General features: G+C 69.8%; 23 protein-coding genes. 3 read left to right on the top strand and 20 right to left on the bottom strand.

From position 1 onward, the window contains the following. Positions 1-660: hypothetical protein (locus VN779_RS01525; protein WP_325719372.1), on the top strand; the 660-nt coding region annotated here is incomplete at its 5' end. Next, on the top strand, positions 657-860 hold the full coding sequence (locus tag VN779_RS01530; protein ID WP_325719374.1) for a hypothetical protein: 204 nt from the start codon (positions 657-659) through the stop codon (positions 858-860). The genes VN779_RS01525 and VN779_RS01530, both read left to right, overlap by 4 nt. A 33-nt stretch (positions 861-893) precedes the next feature. Here VN779_RS01530 and VN779_RS01535 read toward each other — a convergent pair whose 3' ends face one another. The 5 genes from VN779_RS01535 to VN779_RS01555 all read right to left on the bottom strand — a co-directional run bounded on the left by VN779_RS01535 (position 894) and on the right by VN779_RS01555 (position 4,415). Next, positions 894-1,454, bottom strand: a complete 561-nt coding sequence (locus VN779_RS01535) for a Chromate resistance protein ChrB (protein WP_325719376.1) — start codon at positions 1,452-1,454, stop codon at positions 894-896. Between the two features lie 46 nt (positions 1,455-1,500). Continuing rightward, the gene (locus tag VN779_RS01540; protein WP_325719378.1) at positions 1,501-2,439 is read right to left on the bottom strand and encodes an RluA family pseudouridine synthase; all 939 of its coding nucleotides are present in this window, start codon (positions 2,437-2,439) and stop codon (positions 1,501-1,503) included. Beyond that, positions 2,436-3,155, bottom strand: a complete 720-nt coding sequence (gene lspA / locus VN779_RS01545) for a signal peptidase II (RefSeq protein ID WP_325719412.1) — start codon at positions 3,153-3,155, stop codon at positions 2,436-2,438. Before lspA ends, VN779_RS01540 begins: the two co-directional genes overlap by 4 nt. 93 nt (positions 3,156-3,248) lie before the next feature. Next, entirely contained in the window at positions 3,249-3,887 is a 639-nt protein-coding gene (locus tag VN779_RS01550) for a TraR/DksA family transcriptional regulator (protein WP_325719380.1), read from the bottom strand. Positions 3,888-4,133: 246 nt separating this feature from the next. Next, complete coding sequence (locus VN779_RS01555; RefSeq protein ID WP_349260594.1) at positions 4,134-4,415, bottom strand: DUF167 domain-containing protein; 282 nt, start codon at positions 4,413-4,415, stop codon at positions 4,134-4,136. 432 nt (positions 4,416-4,847) lie between these two features. Here VN779_RS01555 and ileS point away from each other — a divergent pair, with 432 nt between their 5' ends. After that, entirely contained in the window at positions 4,848-8,075 is a 3,228-nt protein-coding gene (gene ileS, locus VN779_RS01560; RefSeq protein WP_325719383.1) for an isoleucine--tRNA ligase, read from the top strand. A gap of 70 nt (positions 8,076-8,145) precedes the next feature. Here the strand turns inward: ileS and VN779_RS01565 are convergent, their stop codons facing one another. The 15 genes from VN779_RS01565 to VN779_RS01635 form a co-directional block, all read right to left on the bottom strand. Next, complete coding sequence (locus VN779_RS01565; protein ID WP_325719384.1) at positions 8,146-10,116, bottom strand: serine/threonine protein kinase; 1,971 nt, start codon at positions 10,114-10,116, stop codon at positions 8,146-8,148. 258 nt (positions 10,117-10,374) lie between these two features. Further along, positions 10,375-11,346: a DivIVA domain-containing protein gene (locus VN779_RS01570; protein ID WP_325719386.1), complete on the bottom strand. Its 972-nt coding sequence runs from the start codon at positions 11,344-11,346 to the stop codon at positions 10,375-10,377. A gap of 70 nt (positions 11,347-11,416) precedes the next feature. Continuing rightward, positions 11,417-11,704: a YggT family protein gene (locus VN779_RS01575; RefSeq protein WP_325719388.1), complete on the bottom strand. Its 288-nt coding sequence runs from the start codon at positions 11,702-11,704 to the stop codon at positions 11,417-11,419. A gap of 64 nt (positions 11,705-11,768) precedes the next feature. After that, the gene (locus VN779_RS01580; protein WP_325719390.1) at positions 11,769-12,503 is read right to left on the bottom strand and encodes a cell division protein SepF; all 735 of its coding nucleotides are present in this window, start codon (positions 12,501-12,503) and stop codon (positions 11,769-11,771) included. A 126-nt stretch (positions 12,504-12,629) separates the two neighbouring features. Further along, positions 12,630-13,373 (bottom strand): YggS family pyridoxal phosphate-dependent enzyme, encoded by a 744-nt coding sequence (locus tag VN779_RS01585; protein WP_325719392.1) that lies wholly within the window; start codon positions 13,371-13,373, stop codon positions 12,630-12,632. Between the two features lie 6 nt (positions 13,374-13,379). After that, positions 13,380-14,114 carry a peptidoglycan editing factor PgeF gene (pgeF, locus tag VN779_RS01590; protein WP_325719394.1) on the bottom strand — a complete coding sequence of 245 codons (735 nt, stop codon included), beginning with the start codon at positions 14,112-14,114 and terminating at the stop codon, positions 13,380-13,382. 142 nt (positions 14,115-14,256) lie between these two features. Then, positions 14,257-15,417, bottom strand: coding sequence for a cell division protein FtsZ (gene ftsZ / locus VN779_RS01595; RefSeq protein WP_325719396.1), 1,161 nt, complete (start codon positions 15,415-15,417; stop codon positions 14,257-14,259). A gap of 253 nt (positions 15,418-15,670) precedes the next feature. Then, positions 15,671-16,525, bottom strand: a complete 855-nt coding sequence (locus tag VN779_RS01600; RefSeq protein WP_325719398.1) for a cell division protein FtsQ/DivIB — start codon at positions 16,523-16,525, stop codon at positions 15,671-15,673. Beyond that, positions 16,522-18,057, bottom strand: coding sequence for a UDP-N-acetylmuramate--L-alanine ligase (murC, locus tag VN779_RS01605; RefSeq protein ID WP_325719400.1), 1,536 nt, complete (start codon positions 18,055-18,057; stop codon positions 16,522-16,524). Before murC ends, VN779_RS01600 begins: the two co-directional genes overlap by 4 nt. Beyond that, the gene (gene murG / locus VN779_RS01610; protein WP_349260595.1) at positions 18,054-19,211 is read right to left on the bottom strand and encodes an undecaprenyldiphospho-muramoylpentapeptide beta-N-acetylglucosaminyltransferase; all 1,158 of its coding nucleotides are present in this window, start codon (positions 19,209-19,211) and stop codon (positions 18,054-18,056) included. The genes murC and murG overlap by 4 nt, the downstream gene beginning before the upstream one ends. Positions 19,212-19,228: 17 nt before the next feature. Continuing rightward, positions 19,229-20,467, bottom strand: coding sequence for a putative lipid II flippase FtsW (gene ftsW, locus VN779_RS01615; protein ID WP_325719404.1), 1,239 nt, complete (start codon positions 20,465-20,467; stop codon positions 19,229-19,231). A gap of 370 nt (positions 20,468-20,837) precedes the next feature. Continuing rightward, positions 20,838-22,397, bottom strand: a complete 1,560-nt coding sequence (murD, locus tag VN779_RS01620; RefSeq protein ID WP_325719406.1) for a UDP-N-acetylmuramoyl-L-alanine--D-glutamate ligase — start codon at positions 22,395-22,397, stop codon at positions 20,838-20,840. After that, positions 22,379-23,437 carry a phospho-N-acetylmuramoyl-pentapeptide-transferase gene (gene mraY, locus VN779_RS01625; protein WP_325719408.1) on the bottom strand — a complete coding sequence of 353 codons (1,059 nt, stop codon included), beginning with the start codon at positions 23,435-23,437 and terminating at the stop codon, positions 22,379-22,381. The genes murD and mraY overlap by 19 nt, the downstream gene beginning before the upstream one ends. Then, positions 23,434-24,912, bottom strand: coding sequence for a UDP-N-acetylmuramoyl-tripeptide--D-alanyl-D-alanine ligase (locus tag VN779_RS01630; RefSeq protein ID WP_349260593.1), 1,479 nt, complete (start codon positions 24,910-24,912; stop codon positions 23,434-23,436). The genes mraY and VN779_RS01630 overlap by 4 nt, the downstream gene beginning before the upstream one ends. Then, entirely contained in the window at positions 24,909-26,534 is a 1,626-nt protein-coding gene (locus VN779_RS01635; protein WP_414639550.1) for a UDP-N-acetylmuramoyl-L-alanyl-D-glutamate--2,6-diaminopimelate ligase, read from the bottom strand. Before VN779_RS01635 ends, VN779_RS01630 begins: the two co-directional genes overlap by 4 nt. Positions 26,535-26,537 lie beyond the last annotated feature (3 nt).

Here is a 26,537-nt window from a genome sequence, read left to right on the forward strand (position 1 = left end):
GGCGTGATCAGTGCGCTGATCGTGCTGGCCGCCATCGTCGCCGCGCTCGGTCCGGCGCTCACCGCGATTCCGCTCGGCGCGTTGCGGCTCATCGTGGGGGCGCTGCTGCTGATCTTCGGCTTGCAGTGGCTGCGCAAGGCGGTGCTGCGGGCGAGCGGGCACAAGGATCTGCACGACGAGGACGCGATCTTCGACCGGGAACTGGCCGCGGCGCGCGAGGCGCAGGCCGAGCGGCGCTGGGTGGTCACCGACTGGTACGCCTACACGCTCTCGTTCAAGGGAGTACTGCTCGAAGGGCTCGAAGTCGCGTTCATCGCGATCACCTTCGGCGGCAACCAGCACGACGTGCCGCTGGCCGCGCTCGCCGCGCTCAGTGCGATCGTTGTGGTCACCCTGGTGGGCGTCGCGATCAAGGCGCCGCTTTCGCGGGTACCGGAGAACACGCTGAAGTTCGTGGTCGGCGTGATGCTCACCAGCTTCGGGATGTTCTGGGGCGCGGAAGGCGCGGACGCGCATTGGCCCGGCGAGGACGCGGCGCTGCTCGTGATCGCGCCGGTGGTGGCCCTGTTCGCGCTCGGTCTTGTCGCGGTGCTGCGTCAGTCGGCGCCGCCGCGGGAAGCAGCCACGCCGGTCGCGGCCCTGCGGATGGAGCAGTCATGATCACGAGGCTGAAGGCCTTCGGCGCCTTCTGGTACGACTTCGTCGTCGGCGACGATTGGCGGGTCGCGGTGTTCGTCGTCGCGGCGCTGGCGATCACTTTCGCGGTGAGTAAGAGTTCTGTCCCGGCTTGGTGGATCCTGCCGGCGGCGGTGGCGCTCGTGCTGCCGTGGAGCCTTTGGCGGGCGCGCCGCAAGCGGTAACCGTCCGCTGCGTGCGGAGCTGAGCGCCGGGGCTTACTGCCCCTCGCCCTCCTCCGCGTAAACGCGGGCCGCGTATTCCTCCAGGGCTCGCTCGCAGGTGCCGAGCGCTTCGAGCGTGGCGGCTCGTTTCGGTGCCCCGAAGACGTCCCGGTCGGTCACCTTGGCCAGCCAGCCTTGGAGCTTGACGAGGTCTTCCTCGTTTTCCTCAAGCTCGGCGTAGGTGAAGTGCTCGGCCTTGTACTCCTTGTCGAGCTGCCCGAGGAAGTCCTGGCATTTGTCGATGATCTCCTCGTACTCGTCGTCTCGCGCGGTCTGAAACGCGGTTAGCACCTCGCTCTCGCCAGCGAGTGCGGTACACGAGAGCAGCACTGCGGTACCGCCCATCTCGCCGATCTCGTGCCGCAGCTTGCGCAGCGCCCGCTCTGCAGCCGCGCTGGCGGGCAGCGCTGCCGCGGAGTTCTGCAGGTAGATCGCGCCTAAGCCCTTGAGGCGGCGCCAGGCGGTCGCGCGCAGCCGGGTCGGTTCGGACGGGATCCGATAGATGAGCACGAGCCAGCCGTTGGGCGCCGCGTCGGCGCGCTCCGCGATGGTCACGCCTGGCCTGGCGGACTCGTCTGAGACGGCCTCGTCTCACACCACGTCAGCTTTCTGCGGCGATTACGTCAAGCGCGTGCTGAAGATCGTCAGGGTACGGCGACGAGAACTCGATGCGCTCGCGGGTGCCCGGGTGTTCGAACGCGAGCCTGGCCGCGTGCAGCCACTGTCGCGCCAAGCCGAGGCGCTTGGTGAGCGCCGGGTCGGCACCGTAGGTCAGGTCGCCGACGCAGGGGTGATGGAGCGCGGACATGTGCACCCTGATCTGATGGGTGCGGCCGGTTTCCAGCTTGATCTCCAGCAGAGTCGCGTGCCGGAACGCCTCGATCGTGTCGTAGTGAGTGACCGAGTCCTTGCCGTCAGCGATGATCGCCCACTTGTAGTCCAGCTTGGGGTGGCGGCCGATCGGTGCGTCTACCGTGCCGCTCATCGGGTCCGGGTGCCCCTGTACGAGCGCGTTGTAAGTCTTGTCCACGGTGCGGTCCCGGAACGCCTGTTTGAGCAGCGTGTAGGCCAGCTCAGACTTCGCGACCACCATCAGGCCGGAGGTACCCACATCGAGCCGGTGAACGACGCCTTGTCGCTCAGCCGCGCCGGAGGTGGAGATGCGGTAACCGGCCGCGGCGAGACCGCCGACCACGGTCGGGCCGAGCCAGCCAGGGCTCGGATGCGCCGCGACGCCGACCGGCTTGTCGACCACGACGATGTGGTCGTCGTCGTGCACGATCCGCATTCCGGGGACCGGCTCCGGGATGGTCTGCTCGACCGGGACCGGAGGTGGCGGCAGTTCCACCTCGAGCCAGGCGCCGCCGCGGACCTTGTCCGCCTTGCCGACGACCGAGCCGTCGATCATGACCCGGCCGTCCGCGGCGAGGTCGGCGGCCTTGGTGCGCGAGAGGCCGAACATCCGCGACAGCGCGGCGTCGACCCGCTCGCCGTCCAGGCCGTCCGGAACCGGCAGCGAGCGCAGGGTTCCGGTGCTCACGCGGTGGTTCCGTCCGTCTCGTCGCCCGGCTCGGTCCGCTCCTGCGGAGCCTGGCCGGCTTTGTGTGCCTGGGTCTGCTGCACGGCGCGCTCGTCGGTGCCGTCCGGGTGCAGGCCACGGAACGCCAGCAGCACCATCAGCGCGCCGCCGACGCAGATCGCCGAGTCGGCGAGGTTGAAGATCGGCCAGTGCGGCAGCTCGATGAAGTCGACCACCCAGCCGCGGAAGATCCCAGGCGCCCGGGTAAGCCGGTCGGTGAGGTTGCCGAGCGCGCCGCCGAGCAGCAGCCCGAGCGCGATCGCCCACGGCAGGCTGAACAGGCGGCGGGACAGGCGCAGGATCACCACGATCACGCCGACCGCGATGGCCGTGAAGATGATCGTGTAGGCCGCTCCGATGGAGAAGGCGGCGCCGGGGTTGCGTGTGTAGTCGAGCTTGAGCGCGGGCCCGAGCAGGTTGATCGGCTGCCCATAGTGCATCGTGGCGGCCACGATCGCCTTGCTCGCCACGTCCAGCGCGTAGATGGCGGTGGCGACCGCGATCAGGACGCCTATGCGGCGCACCCGCCGTCCCGAAGCGGCGGAAGGAACGTCGCCCGCCGCGCTCTCGGCCGGCGCGGCTGGGGCTTCGGGCTGCGGGGAATGCGCCTGGTCGGCGGCCGATGAGCGATCGTCCTCGGCCGCCGGCGCGGCTTCCTGCCCGTGTGCAGTGTCCATACGTTCCACGCGGCGACCTTACCTGGTCGCGCCCGGTGCATTCAGCGAGAGCTGAGAAAGACGCGCATCGGGCGGTGACCGGTGACAGCCCGATTAGTAGCGCCGCTCCTGCTTCTGCTTGCAGCTGACGCACAGCGTCGCTCGCGGGAAGACCTGGAGGCGCGCCTTGCCGATCGGCTCACCGCAGGTCTCGCAGGCGCCGTAGGCTCCGGCCGCGATCCGGGCCAGCGCCCGCTCGGACTGAAGCAGCATCTCCCGCGCGTTGGCCGCGATCGACATCTCGTGCTCGCGCTCGAAGTTCTTCGACCCGGCGTCCGCCTGGTCGTCGCCGGCACCGTCGCTGGCGTCGCGCAGCAGGTCGGCGAGGGCGTTGTCGGCGGAGGTCACGTCCGCGCGCAGCCGGTCGACCTCGGCGCGCAGGTCGGTTTCGACCTCGGCGACCTCGGCCTCGGTCCACGGGTCCTCACCGGGACGTACCGGCAGCGCGCCCGGGGCGCCGCGACCGGCGGTGCCGTTGGCCGCGACCAGCGCGGGTTCGGGCGTGGGCACCTCTGTCTTGGGCTTCGCGGCCGCGGCCCGCCCACCTCGCGAGGCGGGCACCTTGTTCGCCGGGCCGGAGGCCGCTGGGCGCTGCGCAGGCTTGGCCGCCGTCTTTTTACCGGCCTTCTTCGCGGCCGGAGCGGAAATCGCCGGTGACGCGGCGGGGGCGGAATTGCGCGCGGTGCTGCTCACGGGTGCATCCCTCGCTCTCAGATCGGAAACGGCCGCTCCGGACGGCGAAAGGGAAGCTACCGGGGCGGCTCGGGTGCGGGTGTTGCGGTGCGGGTGGGGAAGCGCTCCGACGCCCGTCACCCATTCCGCACAACGGGTTACGCGTGCGATTGGTGCCCGGCCCTCTCCATCGCTAATCACGAAACGGCAAAGAACTTTTTCCGCCGGAGCGGTACGCCGCGCGGGTGACCAGCCGAGGCACCCGGTTTAACCTGCGCGATAAGTGTTCAGCCGCTCCTTCGTACCGGCCGGCGGGTCGGAGATTTCGGCCACCTTGTCCCGGCTGGTGGCGCCGGATACGAGCCGGACGCTGCGCCGTGGGACGCCGAGCGCCTCGGCGAGCGCTTTGAGCGCCGCCTCGGTCGCCTTGCCGTCCACCGCGCGCTCCGGCACGGCGACCACCAGCGCGGCGTGAGCGGCGTCGGCGCCATAGGTCCCGCCGACCCTGGTCCTGTTCGCTCCGGGCTTCACGCGGATGGCGATGCGCATGGCGGGAGCGGGTCCGTCGTGCCCAGAAGGCAAATGATGCGGCTGCGGTCGAGCCATGGCTCTACACTATGAGCCGCAGTCCGAATGGGCGTGGATGGGGACAGTAACGCCGCACGCAGCCGCGAGCGAGCCAGGGATGGTGTGAGCCTGGTGGCGGGTACGGCGCGAAGATCACCCCGGAGCCGCCGGAAGAACCGTGCAGCTGCCGCCATCACGGCGCGCAGCGGCGCTCAGTAGACCCGGCCGGGCAGCACAACGAGAGGGCCTGGAGCTGCTCGCCGCAGCGTTTCCTGGCCAAGAAGGGTGGTACCGCGGGAACCCTGCGGCTGTGGGTTTCGAACGCTGCGCTTTCGGACGCAGTGTTCGTCGACACGGCGCGGGCGCCTCGTCCCTTCGCGACCGAGACATACGCTCGCGAGAGGGACTTGAGACATGTATCGCCCGGTACCCGCCCAAGTGGACCTGGTGGCCTTGGAGCACGAGGTGCTCGGCTTCTGGCGTGACCACTCCGTCTTCCACAAGTCCCTTGAGGCCACCGCCGACGGCCCGCGGTGGACCTTCTACGAGGGACCGCCGACCGCCAACGGCATGCCCGGCACCCACCATGTCGAGGCTCGCGTCTTCAAGGACATCTTCCCGCGCTTCAAGACCATGAAGGGCTACCGGGTCGAGCGGCGGGCCGGCTGGGATTGCCACGGCCTGCCGGTGGAGCTGGCGGTGGAGAAGGAGCTCGGCTTCACCGGCAAGCAGGACATCGAGGCCTACGGCGTCGCCGAGTTCAACGCCAAGTGCCGAGAATCGGTCAAACGGCACGTCGGCGAGTTCGAGAAGATGACCGAGCGGATGGGTTACTGGGTCGACCTGTCCGAGGCGTACTGGACCATGAACCCCGGCTACATCGAGTCGGTGTGGTGGTCGCTCAAGCAGATCTTCGACACGGGCCTACTGGTCCAGGATCACCGCGTCGCTCCGTACTGCCCGCGGTGCGGTACCGGTCTGTCCGACCACGAGCTCGCGCAGGGGTACGAGACGGTCGTCGACCCATCCGTGTTCGTGCGTTTCCCGCTAACCTCCGGGCCGCTAGCCGGTGGCGACGGCGCGGAGCAGGCCGCGCTGCTGGTGTGGACGACGACGCCCTGGACGCTCGTGTCCAACACCGCGGTGGCCGTACATCCGGACGTGACTTACGTCGTCGCGACGGACGGTAACGAGCGGCTTGTCGTCGCGGAGCCGTTGCTGGCCAAGGCTCTGGGCGAGGGGTGGACGGCTACCGGCGAATCCTTCACCGGCCAGGAGATGGAGCGCTGGCACTACCAGCGGCCGTTCGAGCTCGTCGCCTTCCCGAAGGGACCGGACGGGCAGAGCCCTGACACGCACTTCGTCGTGCTCGGCGACTACGTCACCACCGAGGACGGCACCGGCCTGGTGCACCAGGCCCCCGCGTTCGGCGAGGACGACCTGAAGGTCTGCCGCGCGTACGGCCTGCCGGTGGTGAACCCGATCCGGCCGGACGGGACCTTCGAGGAGAGCGTGCCGCTGGTCGGCGGGGTGTTCTTCAAGAAGGCCGATGAGAAGCTGACCGCCGATCTCAAGGCCCGCGGCCTGCTGTTCCGGCACCTCGAATACGAGCACTCCTATCCGCACTGCTGGCGCTGCCACACGGCTCTGCTCTACTACGCGCAGCCGTCCTGGTACATCCGCACCACGGCGGTGAAGGACGCGCTGCTGCGCGAGAACGAGCGGACGAACTGGTTCCCGGAGAACATCAAGAACGGCCGCTATGGCGACTGGCTGAACAACAACATCGACTGGGCGCTCTCCCGCAACCGCTACTGGGGCACCCCGCTGCCGATCTGGCGCTGCCCGCAGGGGCACTTGACCTGTGTCGGCTCGCTGACGGAGCTCGGCGAGCTGGCCGCGCGCGACGTGTCCGGACTCGATCCGCACCGGCCCTACATCGACGAGGTCTCGTTCAACTGCCCGGCTAAGGCTCAGGACGGAGACGGGGCCTGCGGCGGGACGGCCGTGCGCGTGCCCGAGGTCATCGACTGCTGGTACGACGCCGGCTCGATGCCGTTCGGGCAGCTCGGTTACCCGCACGCGCCCGGCTCGGTCGAGGAGTTCGCGCAGGCCTACCCGGCGGACTACATCTGTGAGGCGATCGACCAGACCCGCGGCTGGTTCTACACGCTGATGGCGATCGGCACGCTGGTGTTCGATCAGTCCTCGTACAAGAACGTGCTGTGCCTCGGGCACATCCTGGCCGAGGACGGGCGCAAGATGTCCAAGCACCTCGGCAACATCCTGGAGCCGATCCCGCTGATGGACCGGCACGGCGCGGACGCGCTGCGCTGGTTCATGCTGGCCGGCGGCTCGCCGTGGTCGGCGCGGCGGGTCGGCGACGCGACCATCCAGGAGGTCGTGCGCAAGACGCTGCTGACCTACTGGAACACGGTCGCGTTCCAGGCGCTCTACGCGCGCACCGGCGGCTGGTCGCCGTCGGCGGCGGACCCGGCTGCGGCGGACCGGCCGGTGCTGGACCGGTGGGTACTCGCCGAGCTGAACCGGCTCGTGGGCGACGTGGACGCCGCGCTGGAGGCGTTCGACACGCAGCAGGCCGGCAAGCTGCTGGCGGCGTACGTGGACGACGTTTCGAACTGGTACGTGCGCCGCTCGCGCCGCCGGTTCTGGGACGCCGAGCCGGCCGCGCTGGCCACGCTGCACACGGTGCTGGAGACGGTGACCCGGCTGATGGCTCCGCTGGTCCCGTTCGTCACCGAGCGGGTCTGGCAGGACCTGGTGCGGCCGGTCACTCCCGACGCGCCGGAGTCGGTGCATCTGGCCGCATGGCCGGTGGTGGACGAGTCGGTCACGGACCCGCGGCTCGGCGAGCAGGTGGCACTGGTGCGCCGGCTCGTGGAGCTTGGCCGGGCCACTCGCGCGGAGTCGGGCGTGAAGACCCGTCAGCCGCTCGGCCGGGCCCTGGTGGGCGCGACCGGCTGGGCCTCGCTCAGCGCCGAGCTTCGCGCGCATGTCGCGGAGGAGCTGAACGTCGAGAGCACCGGGGCGCTGGCCGAGGCGGGCGACGGTGTCGACGGGCAGAATCTGCTGGAGTACCACGCCAAGGGAAATTTCCGGGCGCTGGGCAAGCGCTTCGGCAAGCGCACCCCGATGGTGGCCAATGCCATCGCGGCAGCTGACGCGGCGTCACTCGCGGCCGAGCTGCGCGAGCGCGGCGCGGCGGCGGTCACGGTGCCAGACGAGGCCGGACAGGATGAGCAGGTCGAGGTGACCGCCGACGAGGTCATCGTCACCGAGACCCCGCGCGAGGGCTGGGCGGTGGCCACGGCCGACGGCGAGACGGTCGCGCTCGACCTGGTGATCACCCCGCAGCTGCGGCTGGCCGGGCTCGCCAGGGACGCGGTGCGGCTGATCCAGGACGCGCGCAAGAACAGCGGCCTGGACGTCGCCGACCGGATCCGGCTGGTGTGGTACGGCTCGAAGCCGGAGACGCTCGAGGCCTTGCGCGTGCATGGCGAATCGATCGCGGCCGATGTGCTCGCGGTCGAGTTCACCGGCGGCGACGGACCGCTCGATCCGGCCGCGCAGGCGTTCCGCGACGAGGAACTGGGCCTGGCGTTCGCGCTCGCAAAGGTGTGAGCCAGCGAGTAAAGCCGTGGAGCAGGCTCGTCGAGCACTGATAAGGAGGTGCGCCTGCTCTCAGTCCCGATCAGGGGACCTGGGAGCAGGCGGCCTTGACCGCCGACGCGGTGACGTGGAACCGGTCACCGGTGAACGCGCCGATATCCGTCAGCCGCAGCTGCATGGAGCCGCCCGGCAGCGCTACGCCGGTGAGTTCGGGGGCGGAGACCCACTGCCCCTTCATCTTGCCCTGGTTGATCTTGAAGGTGGCCGTGGGCGCCATCTGACCGTCGGTCGGCAGGTAAAGCTGATAGGTCGCGATTCCCGAGGAGGGCGCGGCGTTGGCGACGAAGACCGAGAGCGTGCAGCGCGCGGACCAGCCGAGGTGGAAGGTCCAGGAGTAGCTGGACGGGCCGGGGTTCGTGGTGCCGGACTTGATGAACGCGATCGCCGCGCCGCCGCAGTCCTGAGCGCCGCCTCCGGCGTTCTGCACCAGGCCGCCGGAGGGCGCCACGGTCTGCGTGACCGCCGCCCAGGCGCTCAGCGGGCAGCCGGGCCCGGTCAGGAAGGTGCCGGGCAGCGGCGCGGTCGGCATCACCGGCACGCTGGCCTGTGGCGCGGTGGCCGGCGCGGTCGAATGGGTCATGCTGCGCACCACCAGCGCCGCGACCACGCCGATGATCACCACGGTGCCGAGCGCGGCGAGGCTGACCGACCGTGACCTGCGCCGCCGCGGCCGCTCATCCAGTCCGATCGGCTCGGCGGTCATGGTCGACTCGGCGGTCGCCTCCCGGCTCAGCTTCGAGAGCGGCTCGTAACGCGGCTGCCGACTCGTGGGCATCGGCTCCTCGAACGGATCCCGCAGCGGCACCTCGGTGAGCGTGACGTCCGTGCGGGTCAACGCGGCGGGGAAGGACACGATGGTGGTGGTCGGTTCGCCGGTGGGTTCGGCCATGGATTCAAACGCCGCGTCGAGCGCCGGGCCGAGGTCCGGTTCGAACCGTGGCTCGGCCGAAGCCGTGTCGAACGACGGTTCCGCGAATGCTTCCTGGGCGAATGCTTCCGGCGCGAACGGCTCTTCTTCGAACTGCGCGGCTTCGAAGGGCGTGGCTTCGAAGGGCGCCGCCTCGAATTCGAAGGGCGGGGCGTCGAAGCGCCCGGATTCGAACGGCGTGCCCGGCGGTGCGTCATACACCGGCTCCAGGCGCGGATCCGTCGCCTGCTCGAAGATCGGGTCGAATATCGGCTCGAACGAGGCGGTCCGCTCACCGGGGGCGGGTTCGGCGAAGAAGGCCGCACCCTCGGTCGCCATTGCGGCACCCGACACGTCCGCCGACTCGCCGGATTCCTCCTGCCTCGGCAGCGACGCGACCGCGTCGCTGAACACGCCGCACGCGCGGTCGGCGAGGGTCTGCAAGGAGGGGCGCTGTGCAGGGTCCTTGCTCAGGCATGCCTTCACCAGTCCGCGCAGCGAATCCGGCACCGAATCGAGCACTGCTTCCTCGTGCACGATGCGGTACAGCACCGCGTTCGGCTCGTCGTTGCCGAAAGGGGGCACACCCACGGCCGCGAACGCCAGCAGCCCGCCGAGCGCGAAGACGTCTGCCGACGCGTCGAAAGGCTGGCCGAGGATCTGCTCCGGCGTCAGATAGGCGACGGTGCGCGGGTTCCCGCGCAGATCGGTCAGCGTCGCCCCGTCGATGGTGTGAGCGATCCCGGAGTGGATAAGCCGCACTCCCCCGTCCGAGAGCAGCAGGTTGGCCGGGTTGAGGTCGCCGTGCACGACACCGGTGGCGTGCAGCTCGGTCAGCTCCGTGACGGCGTCGAGCGCCAGCGCGGCGATGGCCTCGGCCGACATCGGGCCGGTCAGCTCCACGACCGCGGCCAGCGGCGGACCCTCGCTGTACTCGGTCGCCGCCCATTGTGAGATGGGGTCGGGCCCTCCCGCTCCGGCCGACAGCGCGGACGGATCGCTCACGATCGCCCGGTACTGCTCAAGCACACCGGCGAGCACACTGCGGCGAGCCTCCTCGCCGTTCACCCGCTCCGTCGGCCGCATTCGCGAAACCCCTCCGACCCGAGGCCGCCACGTGGCGGTTCTCCGCCAGTCGTCCGAGGCGTGCTCATGTTCCAGGGAGCCAAGTCAACCGGAACAGAGCCCCGCGCACCAGTGCGGTAAGAGATCTGTAGCAGGTTGCCCGATCTGAAAGTTTCCAGGCCTCGCGGATTCGAGGCTTGAACGGCGAACGGCCCCGGTCCCTGCGAGGGGACCGGGGCCGCGGGTACGCCTGCCGGTGTGTTTTCTCTCAGTCGTTGATCAGGAGTCGGGGTCCTCGTCGATCAGGAAGCCGCGCATCGGCGACGGCGCCTGCGGATAGACCGGGGCCGGCTGCGGGGGCACGCCGGGCCGGATCGGTGCCATGGTCTGGGTCATCTGGCTCATCGCGGAGCCGGCCATCGCCGGAGCCGGCATGGGCGGCGGCGGAGGGTAGCCCCCCTGCTGCGGCCCGGCCGACATACCCGGGGACATGCCGGGAGCCATTCCGACGCCGGCCATCGCCGGAGCCTGGGCGGGAGCCGGGGCGCCCGCGCCGAGCTGCGGGAACGGCGAGCCGCCGCGGGAGGCCGAGAGCATCGGGTCATCGCTGCTGTTGGACTCCAGCTGCCGCATCTGGCTCTCCAGGTACGACTTGAGCCGCTGGCGGTATTCGCGCTCGAATGCGCGCAGGTCCTCGACCTTGCGCTCCAGCGAGGCGCGGGCCTGCTCCAGGGTGCCCATCGCCACGCGGTGCTTCTCTTGCGCGTCCCGCTCAAGCGCGTCGGCCTTGCCGCGGGCCTCGCGCTCCATGCCGTCCGCACGGGTGCGCGCCTCGCCGACGATCTTGTTGGCCTCGTTGCGCGCCTCGGCGATCGCCTGGTCGGCGGTCTGCTGAGCCAGCGCGAGCACCCGGGCCGCCGAGTCGCCGCCGGGCTGGAACTGCGGCGGCTGCGGCTGCGGTACGGGCACCGGCATCGGTGCCGGGAGCTGCGGGGGTATCGGCACCGGTTCTCGTCTGGCCGGCATTCGATCCATCGGCGGACGGTCCATGGGCGGCTGCTGTTGCGCGGCGGCCGCGGCGCGCGTGGCGGCGGCTAACTTCGCGCGCAGTTCCTCGTTCTCCCGCAAGAGCCGGGTGAGTTCGGCCTCCACCTCGTCAAGGAAGGCGTCGACTTCTTCCTCGTCGTATCCCTCGCGGAGCCGGACGGTCGTGAACTGCTTGTTGTGCACGTCCTCGGGGGTCAACGGCATCTCTTCACCTCAGCGTGGATCGTCGGCGTACCGGACAGACAATATCTCGGTTCCTGGCGGTTTTGTCGTGTCACAGACGGCCCACCACCCCGATCAGCAGCCACATGATGAGCAACAGCAGCATAAACGCCAGGTCCAGCGCAATACCGCCGAGACGTAGAGGCGGGATGTGCCGACGCAGGAACTTCAGCGGGGGATCGGTGGCCGTGTATGCGGACTCCACGGCCACCAGCATGACACCGTGCGGGTCCCAGGAGCGGGCGAATTGAAAAACCAGCTCCATGATCAACCGGAAGATGAGCACGACCCAGTACGCCCACAGAACCACTGTGACCAGTTGGATCGCCAGGTGTCCCATCGAGAAATCGTCCGTCCGTCCAGATTGCCGCGGTCACCGGCGGCACCCGGTCGGGCACCGCCTGTCAGCTCTGGTTGAAGAACCCGCCCTCGGCGATGCGGGCCTTGTCCTCGGCCGTCACATCGACGTTAGCAGGTGAAAGCAAGAACACCTTCTGCGTCACTCGCTCGATGGACCCGCGCAGGCCGAAGACCAGGCCCGCGGCGAAGTCGACGAGCCGCTTGGCGTCGCCGTCGCCCATCTCCGTCAGGTTCATGATGACCGGGGTGCCGTCACGGAAGTGCTCGCCGATAGTGCGCGCCTCGTTGTAGGTGCGCGGATGCAGGGTGGTGATGCGGTAGGCGTCGCTGGAGGAGCCGCCGGCGCCGTTGCCGCCGTCGCCGCCGCCGAAGCCGTGCCCGACGCTGCCCATCGCGGTGGCCACGGACGCAGGGCGCTCATAGCGCTCGGTGCGCTCGGGCAGCAGCGAGATCTGGGCCGGCCGGGCCGACGGGTAGTTGCCGGACTGGCCGCCGTGGAAGCCCGAGTCGCCGGCGTCACGCCGCACGACCTCGGTGCGCTCGGCGGGCCGCTCGGCGTCGCGCGGACGCCGCGGCTCGGACAGGAACAGCGGACGCGCCTCCTGCTCGGCGGCGGACTCGGAGCGCGAGGCGGAGTAGCGCTCGTCTTCTTCCTCGTCGTCGTCGAGGCGCAGCGGACGCTCCTCCTCCGCCTCTTCGGTGTATTCCTCGTACGCGTAGGGGTCGTCCCCCTCCATCAGCCCGAGGTAGACGGCCGTCTTCTTCATGAATCCGGGCATGCCCGTCCCTCCTTGTTCGAACTGACGGTCAACCGGTCGCCGGTCTCCGCCGTGACTCCCCCTGCGAACCTTGGCGGAGCTTTGAAATGAGCGATCGGCGCTTTCGTTCACATACTGGATCAGACGTTACCGCAGCGGCGGTCGCCGACCGAGCAAGGCGGAGCCGATGCGTACGTGTGTCGCGCCTGCCGCGATCGCCGGTTCAAGGTCCCCACTCATCCCCGCTGAGAGTGACACAGCTTCCGGGTGTGCGCCACGGACTTTGGCGGCCAACTGCGCGAGCCGTTCGAACGCGGGGCGCGGATCGGCGTCGAGCGGGGCGACCGCCATAAGGCCGCCGAGGCGCAGCGCGGCGCTGCCGGCTACGGCGTCGGCGATCCGTTCGACGTCCGCGGGCTCGGCGCCGCCGCGGCCCGCGGCATCAGGATCCAGATTCACTTGGACCAGGCAGCTGAGCGTGCGCCCTGACCGGACCGCCGCCTGGTCCAGCGCGGCGGCCAGTTTGAGTCGATCTACCGATTGGACCACGTCGGCGTAGGCGACCACCGAACGGACCTTGTTGGTCTGCAACTGGCCGATGAAGTGCCAGCGCGGCCGCGCAGAGCGCAGCTGGATGTCAGCGACTTGGGCCGCCTTCGCCGCAGCCTCCTGATCACGGTTCTCGCCGAATTCGGTCAGGCCGAGCCGCAGCAGTCGCAGCACGTCATCGGCGGGAAAGAACTTCGTCACCGCGATCAGCGCGACCTCGGCGGCCGGTCGGTCGGCCGCGGCGCAGGCGGCGGAAATCCGGTCGCGCAGAGCCTTGAGATTCGCGGCGAGCTCGTGGGTGCGTTCGTCTTCGAGCTCGGATAGGGCCTGCGAGTCAACCACCGTGCCTCAGCCCTCGTCGAGCCAGATGAAGCCGGCGAACCGGCCGGTGCGGCCGTCGCGCCGGTAGGAGAAGTACTGCGGATTCTCCATCGTGCAGCCGTCGGCGACGCGCGTCACGGTCTCCTTGACGCCCGCGCGCCGCAGCTGCGCGGACACTCCTGCGGGTACGTCGATCGCCGGCGTGCCCTGGCGTGTGGCGGACCAGGACGCGGGCTCTTTGGCGGCTACTTCGGCGCGCAAAGCTTCCGGCACTTCGTAGCAAGCCCCGCATACGCCAGGGCCGGTGAAGGCCTGCATGCGCGACGGCTCCGCGCCAAGTTCGCACATCGCAGCGATCGCGCAGTCCACTACACCGGCGGCCATTCCGGCGCGGCCTGCGTGCACTGCCCCGACGACACCGGCGGCGGCGTCCGCGAGAAGCACCGGCGTGCAGTCCGCGACGAGCACGGCGAGCACCAGGCCGGGCTGGTCGGTGACGAGCGCGTCCACGCTCGGCGCTTCCTCGTCCGGCCATGGTTCGCGGGCTACCGCGACGTCGGTGCCGTGCACCTGCTTCATGTAGACGACCTGCTCGGGGGCGACGCCGAACTCGCGGGCGGTCAGGGCGCGGTTGGCGCGCACGGCCTGCGGATCGTCGCCGACGTGGTCGCCGAGGTTGCGCGAGTCGTACGGCGGCTGGCTGACTCCGCCGCGGCGGTCGGTAAAGGTGAAGCGCAGCGGGCCGCTGATTGCGACAGTCATGCCCCGAGCCTGTCAGATCGGCCCGCGATCACCAACCGCGGGCCCGGCGGTGATCATTTTCCGACGAACCGTCAGCCCTGGGCCGGGAGCGGGTTGGTCGCCCGCTTGAAGACCGGGCCAGTTGTCCGCCTTGGAGACTGTGTTAATTGCCTTCTTTGAGGAAGTCCGGGATGTCCAGCTCATCGGCGGCGAGCGCAGCGTCCTCGGTGCGGGTACCCGGGATGGTGGCCGCGAGCGGGTCCTCATTCTCCTCGGGCCGGGGCAGTGCGCCGAGCATCGCGTTGTGCACGGTGGTATTAGGGGCCGGGGTGGATTCGTCGGCGCGGCGGGGGCTGCCCTCGCGTCGCTTGGCCGGCTGGCCGCCGTCGAAACCGGCCGCGATGACGGTGACCCGCACCTCGTCGCCGAGCGCATCGTCGATGACCGCGCCGAAGATGATGTTCGCGTCCTGGTGCGCCGCCTCGGAGACCAGTTGCGCGGCCTCGTTGATCTCGAACAGGCCGAGGTCGGAGCCGCCGGAGATGCTCAGCAGCACGCCGCGGGCGCCGTCGATGGACGCCTCGAGCAGCGGGGAGGAGATCGCCATCTCGGCCGCCGCGACCGCGCGGTCGTCACCGCGGGCCGAGCCGATGCCCATGAGCGCGGAGCCCGCCTCGGACATGACCGACTTCACGTCGGCGAAGTCCAGGTTGATCAGGCCGGGGGTGGTGATCAGGTCGGTGATGCCCTGGACACCGGAGAGCAGCACCTGGTCGGCCGACTTGAACGCGTCGAGCACGGTGGCGCCCGGCGCGGAGATGGAAAGCAGCCGGTCGTTCGGGATGACGATGAGGGTGTCGACCTCTTCGCGCAACTGCGCGATCCCGGATTCGGCCTGGGCCGCGCGCCGCCGGCCCTCGAAGGTGAACGGCCGGGTCACCACGCCGATGGTCAGCGCGCCGAGCGAGCGGGCGATGCGGGCGACCACCGGAGCGCCGCCGGTGCCCGTGCCGCCGCCCTCGCCGGCGGTCACGAAGACCATGTCGGCGCCCTTGATGACCTCTTCGATCTCCTCGGCGTGGTCCTCGGCCGCCTTGCGGCCGACGTCCGGGTCGGCCCCGGCGCCGAGGCCGCGGGTGAGCTCGCGGCCGACGTCGAGTTTGACGTCCGCGTCGCTCATCAGCAGGGCCTGCGCGTCGGTGTTGATCGCGATGAACTCGACGCCCTTGAGCCCGACCTCGATCATCCGGTTGATCGCGTTGACGCCACCGCCGCCGATCCCGACGACTTTGATCACGGCGAGGTAGTTCTGCGGTGCACCCACGGTTCGAAGGCCTCTCGCGCTGGTGAGTACGGATGGTCGGCGCTCGGTGTCTGCTGGCTCTCAGAAGCCGCGCTCTATTCGCGAACGACCTTATCGCCCTCGGACTGAGTCAACATCAATTAGGGTCAACATCAACTATGGCAGTCATCAAGGTGACGACTCGATCGACGAATCGACAGTAGGTCTCTCAGAGCCCCTGTTCAACGAACACGCCGAAAGTTCCTCGAGCACAGTTCAACTGACCCGGCGTCAATCAGTCATATCGTCCGGACATTGCGGGAGCTTCCGGGGCACTGACGTCGTATCGGGCGGCCTTGCCGAGCCGCAGCAGCGCGGCCAGATCGGCCGCCTTGGCCGGTGCGTCGTCGGCTCCGCCCCAGTTCACGACCGAGCCGCTGTGCAGCTTGAGCGAGATGGAGTACGCGCTCGTCGCTGAGATCCCAGTGATCTGATGGACGATGTCCGCAGGGAGCGCCTTGAGAGCGGCGAGTGCGCCAGGTACGACGGCTGCCTTGACTGCTCCGCCACCCTGGACATCGATGACCGGTAACCCACCGGTCGGTGCGTTAACCGAGCCGAAGACCACTCCGGACACGTCCACGACGTCGTAACGCGAACCATTGGGGATCAACGCGGCCGGGACCCGCTCGGTGACGGTGATCACCGCGGTGTGCGGCCAATCGAGGGACACACTCGCGGTGGCGATCTGCGGCAGCTTCTGCACGCGCGCTGCCGCGCCGCCGGTGTCGAGTGAGGCGAGCGGTGTGCCGTTAACGAGCTTGGCAGCCGCGATGATCTGCCGCGCGCCCACGTTCTTCTCGCCCGCGACGCGCACGGTCGTGAGCGCGAGCATCGAGGTGTGCCAGATGACGAAGTACGCGGCGATAGCGAACAGCACGAGGGTGACCGTTATGGTCACGCTCAGCCGGCGCCAGCGCTCGCGCGAACGCATGCGAGCGGCATAGATCTGTGCGGGCAGGCGCGAGACAGAGGTGAGCGAAGGGCTCGGGGTGGACGAAGAGTTCGGGGCGACTGAGGATTCGTCCGACATCGCCGAGTCGCGGTTCTTGGAACCTGACCGCGGCGGATCGGTGACGTCGTCGCTCACGAGCCCGATCCTGCCTCCCGATCCGGCGATTGCGCAGCCGCCGCGCCGCCGCGGGCCGCGAGCAACTCAAGGATCTTCGGGCCGAGGGTGGTCACGTCGCCGGCTCCTGCGGTGACGATCACGTCGCCGGTCCGGGCCCAGTCCACGAGGCGGCCGGCGACGGCCGAGGTGTCCGGCTCGAAGACGACGCGGTCGGGCGGGAGCGGTACGTCGGCCGCGATGACCGCGCCGGTCACCCCGGCAATCGGGTCCTCCCCGGAGCCGGGGTAGACCTCGAGGACGACTACGGCGTCTGCGGCACCGAGCGGCGGCCCGTATTCGCGCAAGAAGGTCCGGGCGCGGGTGAAGCGCTGCGGTTGGAAGGCGACGAGCAACCGGCCCTCGCCCGCTAGTGCCCGGAAGGCGGCGAGCGTGGCGGCGATCTCGGTCGGGTGGTGCATGTAGTCGTCGTAGACACGAACGCCGGCAGCCTCGCCCATAAAGTCCATGCGACGACGGGCACCGAGGTACGCGGCGATCGCGGCCGGTACTTCGTTCAGGTCCGCGCCGAGTGCGTTAAGGACGGCGAATGCTGCGGTGGCGTTGGCGGCGTTGTGGCGGCCCGGGATCGCAAGCGCGAGGCGGTGTACCGCACCGCTGTCTTTGGCGTGGATTTCGAAGCGGGCTGCCGCACCGACCAGTTCCACGCCGGTAATCCGGTAATCAACCCGCTGATCACTCGGGTGACCCGGGACGATGGCCGCCTCGCCATACCAGACGACGCGCAAGCCGCTGTCCTGCGCCACCCGACCGACCGCGACAGAACCCGGATCGTCCGCGCAGGCCACCAGTAGGCCGCCGGGCTTGAGCCGGTCGACGAACTCGACGAAGGCCTTGTGCACATCGTCGAGCGAGCCGAAGTAGTCGGTGTGGTCGAGTTCTACGTTGGTCACCACGGCGACATCGGGCTGGTAGTGCCGGAACGTGCCGTCCGACTCGTCGGCCTCGGCGACGAACACGTCTCCGCCACCCGCGTGTCCGCTGATCCCGGAGGCGCCGATCTCTCCGCCGATCGCGTACGAGGGGTCGGAGCCGAGCGTTTCCAGTGCGACGGCGAGCATCGAGGTGGTCGTGGTCTTGCCGTGGGTGCCGGCGACGAGGACCGCGGTGCGGCCGACCATCAGCGCGGCGAGCGCGGTCGCCCGGTGGATGATGCGCAGGCCGCGCCGCATCGCCTCGACGAGCTCCACGTTGTCCGGCCGAACGCCGGTCGTAGCCACGACGGTGTCCACGCCGTCGAGGTTGTCCGGCGACTGCCCGATCCGAATGATCGCCCCGGCGGCGCTGAGCGCGTCGATCGTCGCGGTGCGCTTGATATCGCTGCCGGACACCGGCAGACCGCGCTCGACCGCGATACGCGCGACCGGCGCCATGCCGACTCCGCCGATGCCGACGAAGTGGATGTGGCCGAGCTCCTCGGCCGCGGGAATGATCTGCGGTGGCTGATATCCGCGCGGGTCGACCGACGGTTTTTCGCTGCCCTCGACGCTCACGCGCCGGCTCCGGCGGCGTCGAGGCCGGTAGGTCCCGCGGCGACGGCCGGTGTGCTCCCGGCGGCCTCGAAGACGAGATCGGCCAGTGCCTCGTCGGCGTCGCGGCGACCGAGTTCGAATGCGGCGCGGCCCATCAGGTCCAGCTTCTCGCGATTCAGCGCCAACGGGACCAGTTCACGGGTGAGCCAATCCGCGGTCAGATCCGCGTCGTCGACCATCAGGCCACCGCCTGCCCGCACGGCCGGCTGTGCGTTAAGCCGCTGTTCGCCGTTACCGATCGGCAGTGGCACGTAAGCGGCAGGCAGGCCGACTGCGGCGACTTCGGCACACGTCATCGCGCCGCCACGACACAGCACGAGGTCCGCGGCCGCGTAGGCGAGGTCCATACGGTCGAGGTAAGGCACCGCCACGTACCTCGCGCCGCTGCCGCTCTCCCCCGCTGCGGCAGCATTGCGCTCCGCCGACTCGTCGTAGTTCGTGCGGCCCACCGCGTGCAGGATTTGGATTCCGGCGCTGGTGAAGGTGGACGCGGCCGAAGCGACCGCCTCATTCAGCCGCCGCGCGCCCTGCGAACCGCCATAGACCAGCAGCGTCGGCCGATCCTTCTCAAGACCGAACGCGTCGCAGGCTTCTGCGTGCAACGCCGCACGGTCGAGTGTGGCCAGCGCGCGGCGCAGTGGCATGCCGATGTACCGGCCGCCGCCGATCCGGCAGTCCGGCGAGCCCGTGGCGATCCGGTCCGTCATCCGCGCGCCAACGCGGTTCGCCAAGCCGGGACGCACGTTGGCCTCGTGCAGCACGATCGGCACCGTGCGGCGGCGGGCCGCGAAGTAGGCGGGCAGCGCGACGTAACCACCGAAGCCGACCACGACGTCCGCGCCGACCTTGTCGAGCACCTCCGCGGCCCGGCGGACCGTTCCGGCCAGCCTGCTCGGCACCGTGAAAAGTTCCGAGGTGGGCCTGCGCGGCAGCGGCACCGCGGGAATGAGTTCGAGGTCGTAGCCGCGCTCCGGGACCAGCCTGGTCTCCAGGCCCTTCGTCGTGCCGAGCGCCGTGATGCCGATCCGCGGGTCACGTCTGCGCAGCGCGTCGGCCAGGGACAGGGCCGGTTCGATATGCCCCGCGGTGCCTCCGCCGGCAAGCACGACATGGATCGGGCGGGCTGCGTCGGTCACGTTGTGCGTCCCTCTTTTCGCTGTGCCTGCGGGCGCGGACGGCCGGAGCCGGCGACCGCCGAGGACGCCGCACCGGCCCGGGTCGAGAGCATATCCGTTCGTCCCGCGGCCCCGTCACCGGTCTCAGGGGCACCGACGCTGGTCCGTGCGAACGAGATCAGCATGCCGATAGCGGCCATCGACGGCAGCAGCGAGGAGCCTCCGTAGGACACGAAAGGCAGCGGTACGCCGGCGATCGGCAGCACTCCGAGCACCGCGCCGAGGTTGATCATCACCTGCACCATCAGCCACGCGGTAACCGCTCCGGAGGCCAGGCGCACGAAGGTGTCTTGAGCCCGTAGCGCTATCCGCACGCCCGCGTACCCGATCAGCGCGAACAGTGCGAGCACGGCCAGCGAGCCGATCAGGCCCAGTTCCTCGCCGATGATCGCGAAGATGAAGTCGGTCTGCGCTTCGGGAAGCGAGCCCCACTTCTCCCGGCTGGCCCCGACCCCGACGCCGAACCAGCCGCCGGTGGAGAGCGCGCTGAAGCTGTGCATGGCCTGGAACCCGGTGCCCTGCGGGTCTGAGGCCGGGTCGAGGAATGCGGTGAACCGCCGCACCCGGCTCGGCCGGATCAGCACGGCGATGGTCGCCAGCCCCGCGGCGGACCCGGTCAGAATCGTGAACAGCCGGCCCGGGGCGCCGACGATCCACAGCAACGCGAAGGCGATCGCTCCGATGATCATGGAGGTGCCCATGTCGCCGCCGAGCATGACCAGTCCGATGATCAGTCCGGCCATCGGCAGTAGCGGCACGATCAGGTGGTCCCAGCTGGCCAGCCGCTTCTCCTTGCGGGCCAACAGGTCCGCGCCCCACAGCACCAGGGCGAACTTGGCGAACTCGCTGGGCTGGATGGTCAGCGGACCGAAGACCAGCCAGTTCTGGTTGCCGCCGGTGGAGACCTCGCCCAGCGCGAGGACCATCATCAGCATGATCAGGGTCACGATCAGCAGCGGGTAGGCCAGCGCGCGGTAGAAGCGCACCGGCAGGCGCGCCGCGATAACCATTATCGGAATACCGATGGCCGCCGAGATCGCCTGCCGCTCGATGGTGCCGAGTTCCGGTTTGCCGGTGAGCAGGTTGTGCACGGTCGAAGCCGAATACACCTCGAGCAGGCCGACCGCGATAAGGAGGAAAGTCCCGCCGATCAGGAAGTACCGGGGCAGCGACGGGTGACCTTCGCCAATACGCACGCGACCAGGTCTCAGGCGGCTGAGTAGGTTCCAGGCGGCAAGCACGGCGTTATTGAAGCCAGCGCCGTCCGATGCGGTACCTGATGCAGCACTAGCTGACGCACCGTCAGCTGTCGCGGAAGCCGGGCGCAAGCGTGTAGGTCGATCCTGCTGTTCAACCACGCCTGTCCGCCCATCTCCCGAGAAACGCTTTGTAGGAAGGTGCTGAAGCTCTGGGCCGGGCGGAAACGGCCCCCGCATCCCGCCTGGCTACGTTGCCGAACCGTCCACAGGCAACCGCGGCCTGGGGACGGCCCGGCGCCTTGCCATCCGGGCGCGGCTGACCGTTCCGCTGATCCGGCCCAGAGCTTCGGCACCTTCCTAGCGCACGCTACCCGCGCGCCGCCTTGCGTTCCCGGACGGCGCGCGCGAACAAGTCACCGCGCTCGCCGTAGGAGACGAACATGTCCATCGACGCGCAGCCCGGCGCGAGCAACACGGTGACCGGCGCGGTGTCCGCCGCCGCGGCACCGAGCGCGGCCGCCTTCCCAGCGGCCAGCCGCATCGCGGCGTCCACCACGCGGTCGATCGCCTCCGCCCCGGTCAGCCCATCCTCCGCGCCGCCGATGTCCACGACCGGCACGTCGGGGGCGTGTCGCGCGAGCGCTCCGGCGATCACCGCGCGGTCCGCACCGATCAGTACCGCGCCGCGCAGCCGCTTGGCCGCGCCGGCGATCAGTTCGTCGAAGGTCGCGCCCTTCGCCAGCCCGCCGGCGATCCAGACGACGTCGTCGTACGCGGCCAGGGACGCGGCGGCCGCGTGCGGGTTGGTGGCCTTCGAGTCGTCGACGAAGTCCACGCCGTCGATGGAGGCGACGAACGCGATGCGGTGGGGGTCCGGCCGGAAGGCGCGAAGACCGTCGCGTACTGCCGCGGGAGACACGCCATACGCGCGGGCAAGGGCTCCGGCCGCGAGCGCGTTGGCGATGTTGTGCGGGGCGTGCGGCTCGACGTCGTAAATCGTGCCGAGCTCGGCCGCGTTGTGCTGCCGGTCCTCGACAAAGGCACGATCGGCGAGGATGCCGTCCACGACGCCGAGCATGGACAGTCCGGGCGCCCCGAGGGTGAATCCGATGGCGCGGCAGCCTTCGATCACGTCCGCGTCCTCGACAAGCTTGCGCGTGGCGTCGTCGGCGACGTTGTATACGCAGGCGATCTGGCAGTTCTCGTAGATGCGGCCCTTGGCGCGGGCGTACTCGTCGAGCGATCCGTGCCAGTCCACGTGGTCGGGGGCGATGTTGAGCACGGCCGAAGCGAGCGGACTCAATGACTCGGTCCAGTGCAGCTGAAAGCTCGACAGCTCGACAGCCAGCACCTCGTAGGGCTCGTCCGCTGTTACCGCGTCGACGATCGGTAGACCGACGTTGCCGCACGCGACGGTGCGTTTCCCGGCGGCCTCCAGCATCGCGGCGAGCATTCGCACCGCGGTTGTTTTGCCGTTGGTGCCCGTGACTGGCAGCCAGGGCGCGTAAGAGCCATCCGGGAGCGGCTTACGCAGCCGCCAGGCCAGTTCCGCGTCGCCCCACACCGGACTGCCGGCAGCACGCGCCGCAGCGACGATCGGGGCGGTCGGCGGGATGCCCGGGGAAAGGACGAGTAGTTCGCAGCTGTCCGGCAACGTGGCATCGTCGCCAAGTCGGACGTGAATGCCCTCGGCGGTCAGCGGCGCGGCGCGCTCGGTGGTCGTCTCGTCGTCGTAGCGGTCGACGATTGTGACGTCCGCGCCGAGCTTGCGCATTGCGCGCGCCGCCGAAAGGCCGACCACCCGTGCGCCGACGACGCAAACGCGCAGTCCCTGCCAGGGAATGGTGGCGTGGCCCTCGACGTCCGGCCGCCGCCAGTCCGGATCCTGACGTGAGGTCAGATCCTCGGTCACGACCCGGTCACCCATCCGGCGTAGAACACCCCGATGCCGAGCGCGACGCAGAGCCCGGCGATGATCCAGAACCGGATCACGATGGTTTCCTCGGCCCAGCCCATCAGCTCGAAGTGATGCTGCAGCGGGGCCATCTTGAACACCCGTTTGCCGCGCAGCTTGAACGAGCCCACCTGGATGATCACGGACAGGGTGATGATCGCGAACAAGCCGCCGAGCAGCGCGATGAGCAGTTCCGTACGCGAGCAGATGGCCAGGCCGGCCAGCGCGCCGCCGAGCGCGAGGGAGCCGGTGTCGCCCATGAAGATCTTCGCCGGTTTGGCGTTCCACCACAGGAATCCGAAGCAGGCCCCCATCAACGCCGCAGCCACGATCGCCAGGTCTAGCGGGTCACGCACCGCGTAGCAGCCGGGGCCGGGGGCGTTAACGCAGCTTTGGCCGTACTGCCAGATGCCGATGAGTACGTACGCGGCGAACACCATTGCCGACGCCCCGGTCGCCAGGCCGTCGAGGCCGTCGGTGAGGTTCACCGCGTTCGAGGTCCCGGAGATGAGCAGGTAAGCCCAGACCACGAACAGCACCGGGCCGAGCACGAGCGTGGTGTCCGTGAGGAACGAGACGCTGGTGGAGCCCGGGGTCAGGCCGTACTGGTCCGGAAAGTGCAGCACCAGCACGGCGAAGATCACCGCGACCAGTGCCTGGCCGATCAGCTTGGCCTTGGCCCGCAGCCCGAGCGAGCGCTGCTTGTAGATCTTGATGAAGTCGTCCACGAAGCCGACCGCGCCAAGCCCGGTCATGAGGAAGAGCACCAGCAACGCGGAGGCGCTCGGCCAGTGCTGGGTGGCCAGCTTGGTCGCGCCGTAGGCGATCAGCGTGGAGAGCACGATCACGATCCCGCCCATGGTGGGCGTGCCGCGCTTGGTCAGGTGGTTCTTCGGACCGTCGTCCCGGATCAGCTGGCCGTAGCCGCGCTTGACCAGCATCTTGATGATGAGCGGGGTGCCGACCAGCGAGCAGACCAGCGCGATGACGCTGGAGTAAAGGACCGCCCTCACCGGTCGGCCTCCGCGGTGCCGAGCGCCGCGTCGGGCGACTGACCGGGCAGGTCGTCGTCGAGCAGGGCCTTGGCCACGCGACTGAGGCCGATCGAGTTGGACGCCTTCACCAGCACCACGTCTCCGGGCCGTAGCTGCTCGCGCAGCAGCGCCAAGGCCGCATCCGGGTCGGCCACCATCACGGATTCCTCTCCCCACGAGCCTTCGTGGCTGGCCCCGGCGTGCACGCGCGCGGCGCCCTCGCCGACCGCGACCAGCCGGTCCACCCGCAGCCTGACGGCCAGCCGCCCGATCGCGTCGTGCTCCTCGCCGGACCGCTCGCCCAGCTCAAGCATCTCCCCGAGCACCGCCCAGGTGCGGGCGCCGGGCCGGGCACGGGCCAGCGTGGCCAGCGCTTTGAGCGCGGCCCTGACCGATTCCGGGTTGGCATTGTAGGCATCGTCGATCACGACGACGCCGTCGGCGCGTTCCGACACGGCCATCCGCCCCGAGCTGAGCGCTACGGCCGCCGACAGTTCCCGGGCCACAGCCGCCATCGGCAGGCCGAGGCCGAGCGCCGCGGCCGCGGCCGCCAGCGCGTTGGCGACCTGGTGCTCGCCGACCACACGCAGCGCGACCTGAGCGGGCTCGCCGTAGGCGTCCGCGTGCAGGAGGAAGGAGGCGCGGCCGTCCGGTGCAAGTTCGATCTCGGAAGCACGCACGTCGGCGTCGGCGGATTCGCCGAAAGTCAGCACGCGGGCGACGGTCCGCTCACGCATCGGCGCGACCAGCGCGTCATCGGCGTTCAGCACGGCCAGGCCATCCTTGGGCAGCGCCTCGACCAGTTCGCCCTTCGCCTGCGCGGTCTGCACCTTCGAGCCGAACTTGCCGACGTGCGCGCTGCCGATGTTGAGCACCAGTCCGACGGATGGCGGCGCGATCCCGCAAAGGTAGGTGAGGTGGCCGATCCCGCGGCTACCCATCTCCAGCACGAGGTAGCGCGTGTCCTCGTCGGCGCGCAGGACGGTCAACGGCAGCCCGATCTCGTTGTTGAAGCTGCCTTTGGGCGCGATCGTCGTGCCGTGGGCCGCGAGGACCTGGCCGAGCATGTCCTTGGTCGAGGTCTTGCCGGAGGAGCCGGTCAGCCCGATCACAGTGGTCTGCGGCAGGCGACTGACCACGGCGCAGGCCAGTTTGCCGAGTGCGTCCTGCACGTCGGCGACGAGCACCGTTGGAATGTGGGCCGCCGGAATCTGCCCGGCCTCGCGGGTCACCTGACGGCTCGCCAGAACGCCCACCGCGCCCTGTGCGACCGCGGCGGCGGCGAAGTCGTGGCCGTCCACGTGCTCGCCGACGAAGGCCGCGAACAGGCCGCCGGGCTCGATCGCACGGGAGTCCACGGTGACCGGGCCGGCGACCGCCAGGGTGCCGTCCGTGCCCTCGGTCAGCGTCCCCTCGACCGCCTGCGCGATCTCGGCGAGAGTCATTCGGATCACTGCGGCTCCGACCAGTCGGAAGCGGGCGCGGCGGGTCGTGCGGACCTGTCGGCCGGCGATCCCTCGATCGTCGCGCGCAGCACCGCCGCGTCGTCGAACGGATGCACCACTCCGGCGATCTCCTGTCCTTGTTCGTGTCCCTTGCCCGCGACCACGAGCGCATCTCCGGCGCGGCTCGCGGCCACTGCCTCGGCGATGGCCTCGGCGCGGTCCGGTACGACGTGCACGATCGACGCGGCCCCTGCGGCAATGGCCTCGCGCGCTCCGGCCGCCGCCGCCTCGAGGATCGCGAGCGGGTCCTCGGAACGCGGGTTGTCGTTGGTGAGAATGACCTCGTCGGCCCCACGCGCAGCCGCCGCGCCCATCAGCGGCCGCTTGCCACGGTCGCGGTCGCCGCCGCAACCGATGACGATACGCACCCGGCCAGCGGTTACCGGCCGGATGGCGGCCAGGAGCGTGTCGATGGCGTCGGGCGTGTGCGCGTAATCCACGACGGCCAGGTACGGCTGTCCGGCGTCGATTCGCTGCATCCGGCCGGGTACGCCGGGAACGGACGCGACACCGGCGACCGCGGTCTGCGGCTCAACCCCGGCTGCGATGAGGGTGATGATGGCGGCCATCGCATTGGAGACGTTGAATCCGCCGGGAAGTTGGACCGATGCGGCCAGCCGGATGTCATCCGGGCCGACGAGGGTGAACCGAGAGCCCTCGGGCATCGGTTCGACGGCTTCGGCGCGCCAGTGCGCCGACGGCGTCCCGCGCGATGAAAAGGTCCAGTGCGGCAGGTCAGCGTCGGTGAGCCGCTGCGCGATGCGCCGGCCGTAGCCGTCATCGGCGTTGATCACCGAGAACTCGGTGTAGCCGGGCGTGAACAGCTTCGCCTTGGCCTCGAAGTAGTCCTCAAGGTCGGCGTGGAAGTCGAGGTGATCCTGCGTCAGGTTGGTGAACGCGGCGACGGTGTAGCGGATCCCAGCGGTCCGGCCATAAGCCAGCGCGTGGCTGGAGACCTCCATGGCGACCGCGCCGGCACCGTCCTCGATCATCATCGCCAGCAGTGCCTGCAGATCGGGGGCCTCTGGCGTGGTGCGGCTGGACTTTATGGCTCGGTCGCCGATGCGCGTCTCGACGGTACCGATCAGGCCGGTGTGGTAGCCGGCCGCGCGCAAACCGCCGTCGATCAGGTAGCTGACCGTGGTTTTTCCGTTGGTGCCGGTCACGCCGAGCATCTTCAGGCGCGCGGATGGCTGATCGTAGAGGTTCGCGGCGATCGGGCCCAGAACCGGGCGCACGGACGGCACGACGATCACAGGCAGGCCGGTCGCAGCCGCGCGCTCGGCTCCGTCACGGTCCGTCAGAATCGCCGCCGCGCCGCGCTCGGCGGCCTGGGCGGAGAACTCGGCGCCGTGCACGGTAGCGCCGGCCATCGCGGCGTATAGGTCGCCGGGAAGCACGGCCCGCGAATCGTGCGTAAAGCCGGTGATGATCACCGCATGTGCGTCGCGCGTGCCGATGACCGACGCTTCGGGCACCGCCTCGGCCAATTCCGCGAGGCTGCGCTGCGGAGTGTGTCCCGGTCTCGGCTGGCCGGTCGCGGGGGGCGGTTGTTTGAGCGGGTTCGGCACGAC

Source organism: Actinocrinis sp. (assembly GCF_035605935.1).
Taxonomy (GTDB): domain Bacteria; phylum Actinomycetota; class Actinomycetes; order Streptomycetales; family Catenulisporaceae; genus Actinocrinis.

Bases quoted from the DNA above. Each gene is read 5' to 3' on its own strand.
- VN779_RS01570 (WP_325719386.1), bottom strand. From the start codon at position 11,346: ATGCCGTTGACCCCCGAGGACGTGCACAACAAGCAGTTCACGACCGTC.
- VN779_RS01580 (WP_325719390.1), bottom strand. From the start codon at position 12,503: ATGCCCGGATTCATGAAGAAGACGGCCGTCTACCTCGGGCTGATGGAG.
- lspA (WP_325719412.1), bottom strand. From the start codon at position 3,155: ATGGACACTGCACACGGGCAGGAAGCCGCGCCGGCGGCCGAGGACGAT.
- murD (WP_325719406.1), bottom strand. From the start codon at position 22,397: ATGGGTGACCGGGTCGTGACCGAGGATCTGACCTCACGTCAGGATCCG.
- VN779_RS01565 (WP_325719384.1), bottom strand. From the start codon at position 10,116: ATGCGGCCGACGGAGCGGGTGAACGGCGAGGAGGCTCGCCGCAGTGTG.
- VN779_RS01530 (WP_325719374.1), top strand. From the start codon at position 657: ATGATCACGAGGCTGAAGGCCTTCGGCGCCTTCTGGTACGACTTCGTC.
- pgeF (WP_325719394.1), bottom strand. From the start codon at position 14,114: ATGACTGTCGCAATCAGCGGCCCGCTGCGCTTCACCTTTACCGACCGC.
- VN779_RS01575 (WP_325719388.1), bottom strand. From the start codon at position 11,704: ATGGGACACCTGGCGATCCAACTGGTCACAGTGGTTCTGTGGGCGTAC.
- ileS (WP_325719383.1), top strand. From the start codon at position 4,848: ATGTATCGCCCGGTACCCGCCCAAGTGGACCTGGTGGCCTTGGAGCAC.
- VN779_RS01555 (WP_349260594.1), bottom strand. From the start codon at position 4,415: ATGCGCATCGCCATCCGCGTGAAGCCCGGAGCGAACAGGACCAGGGTC.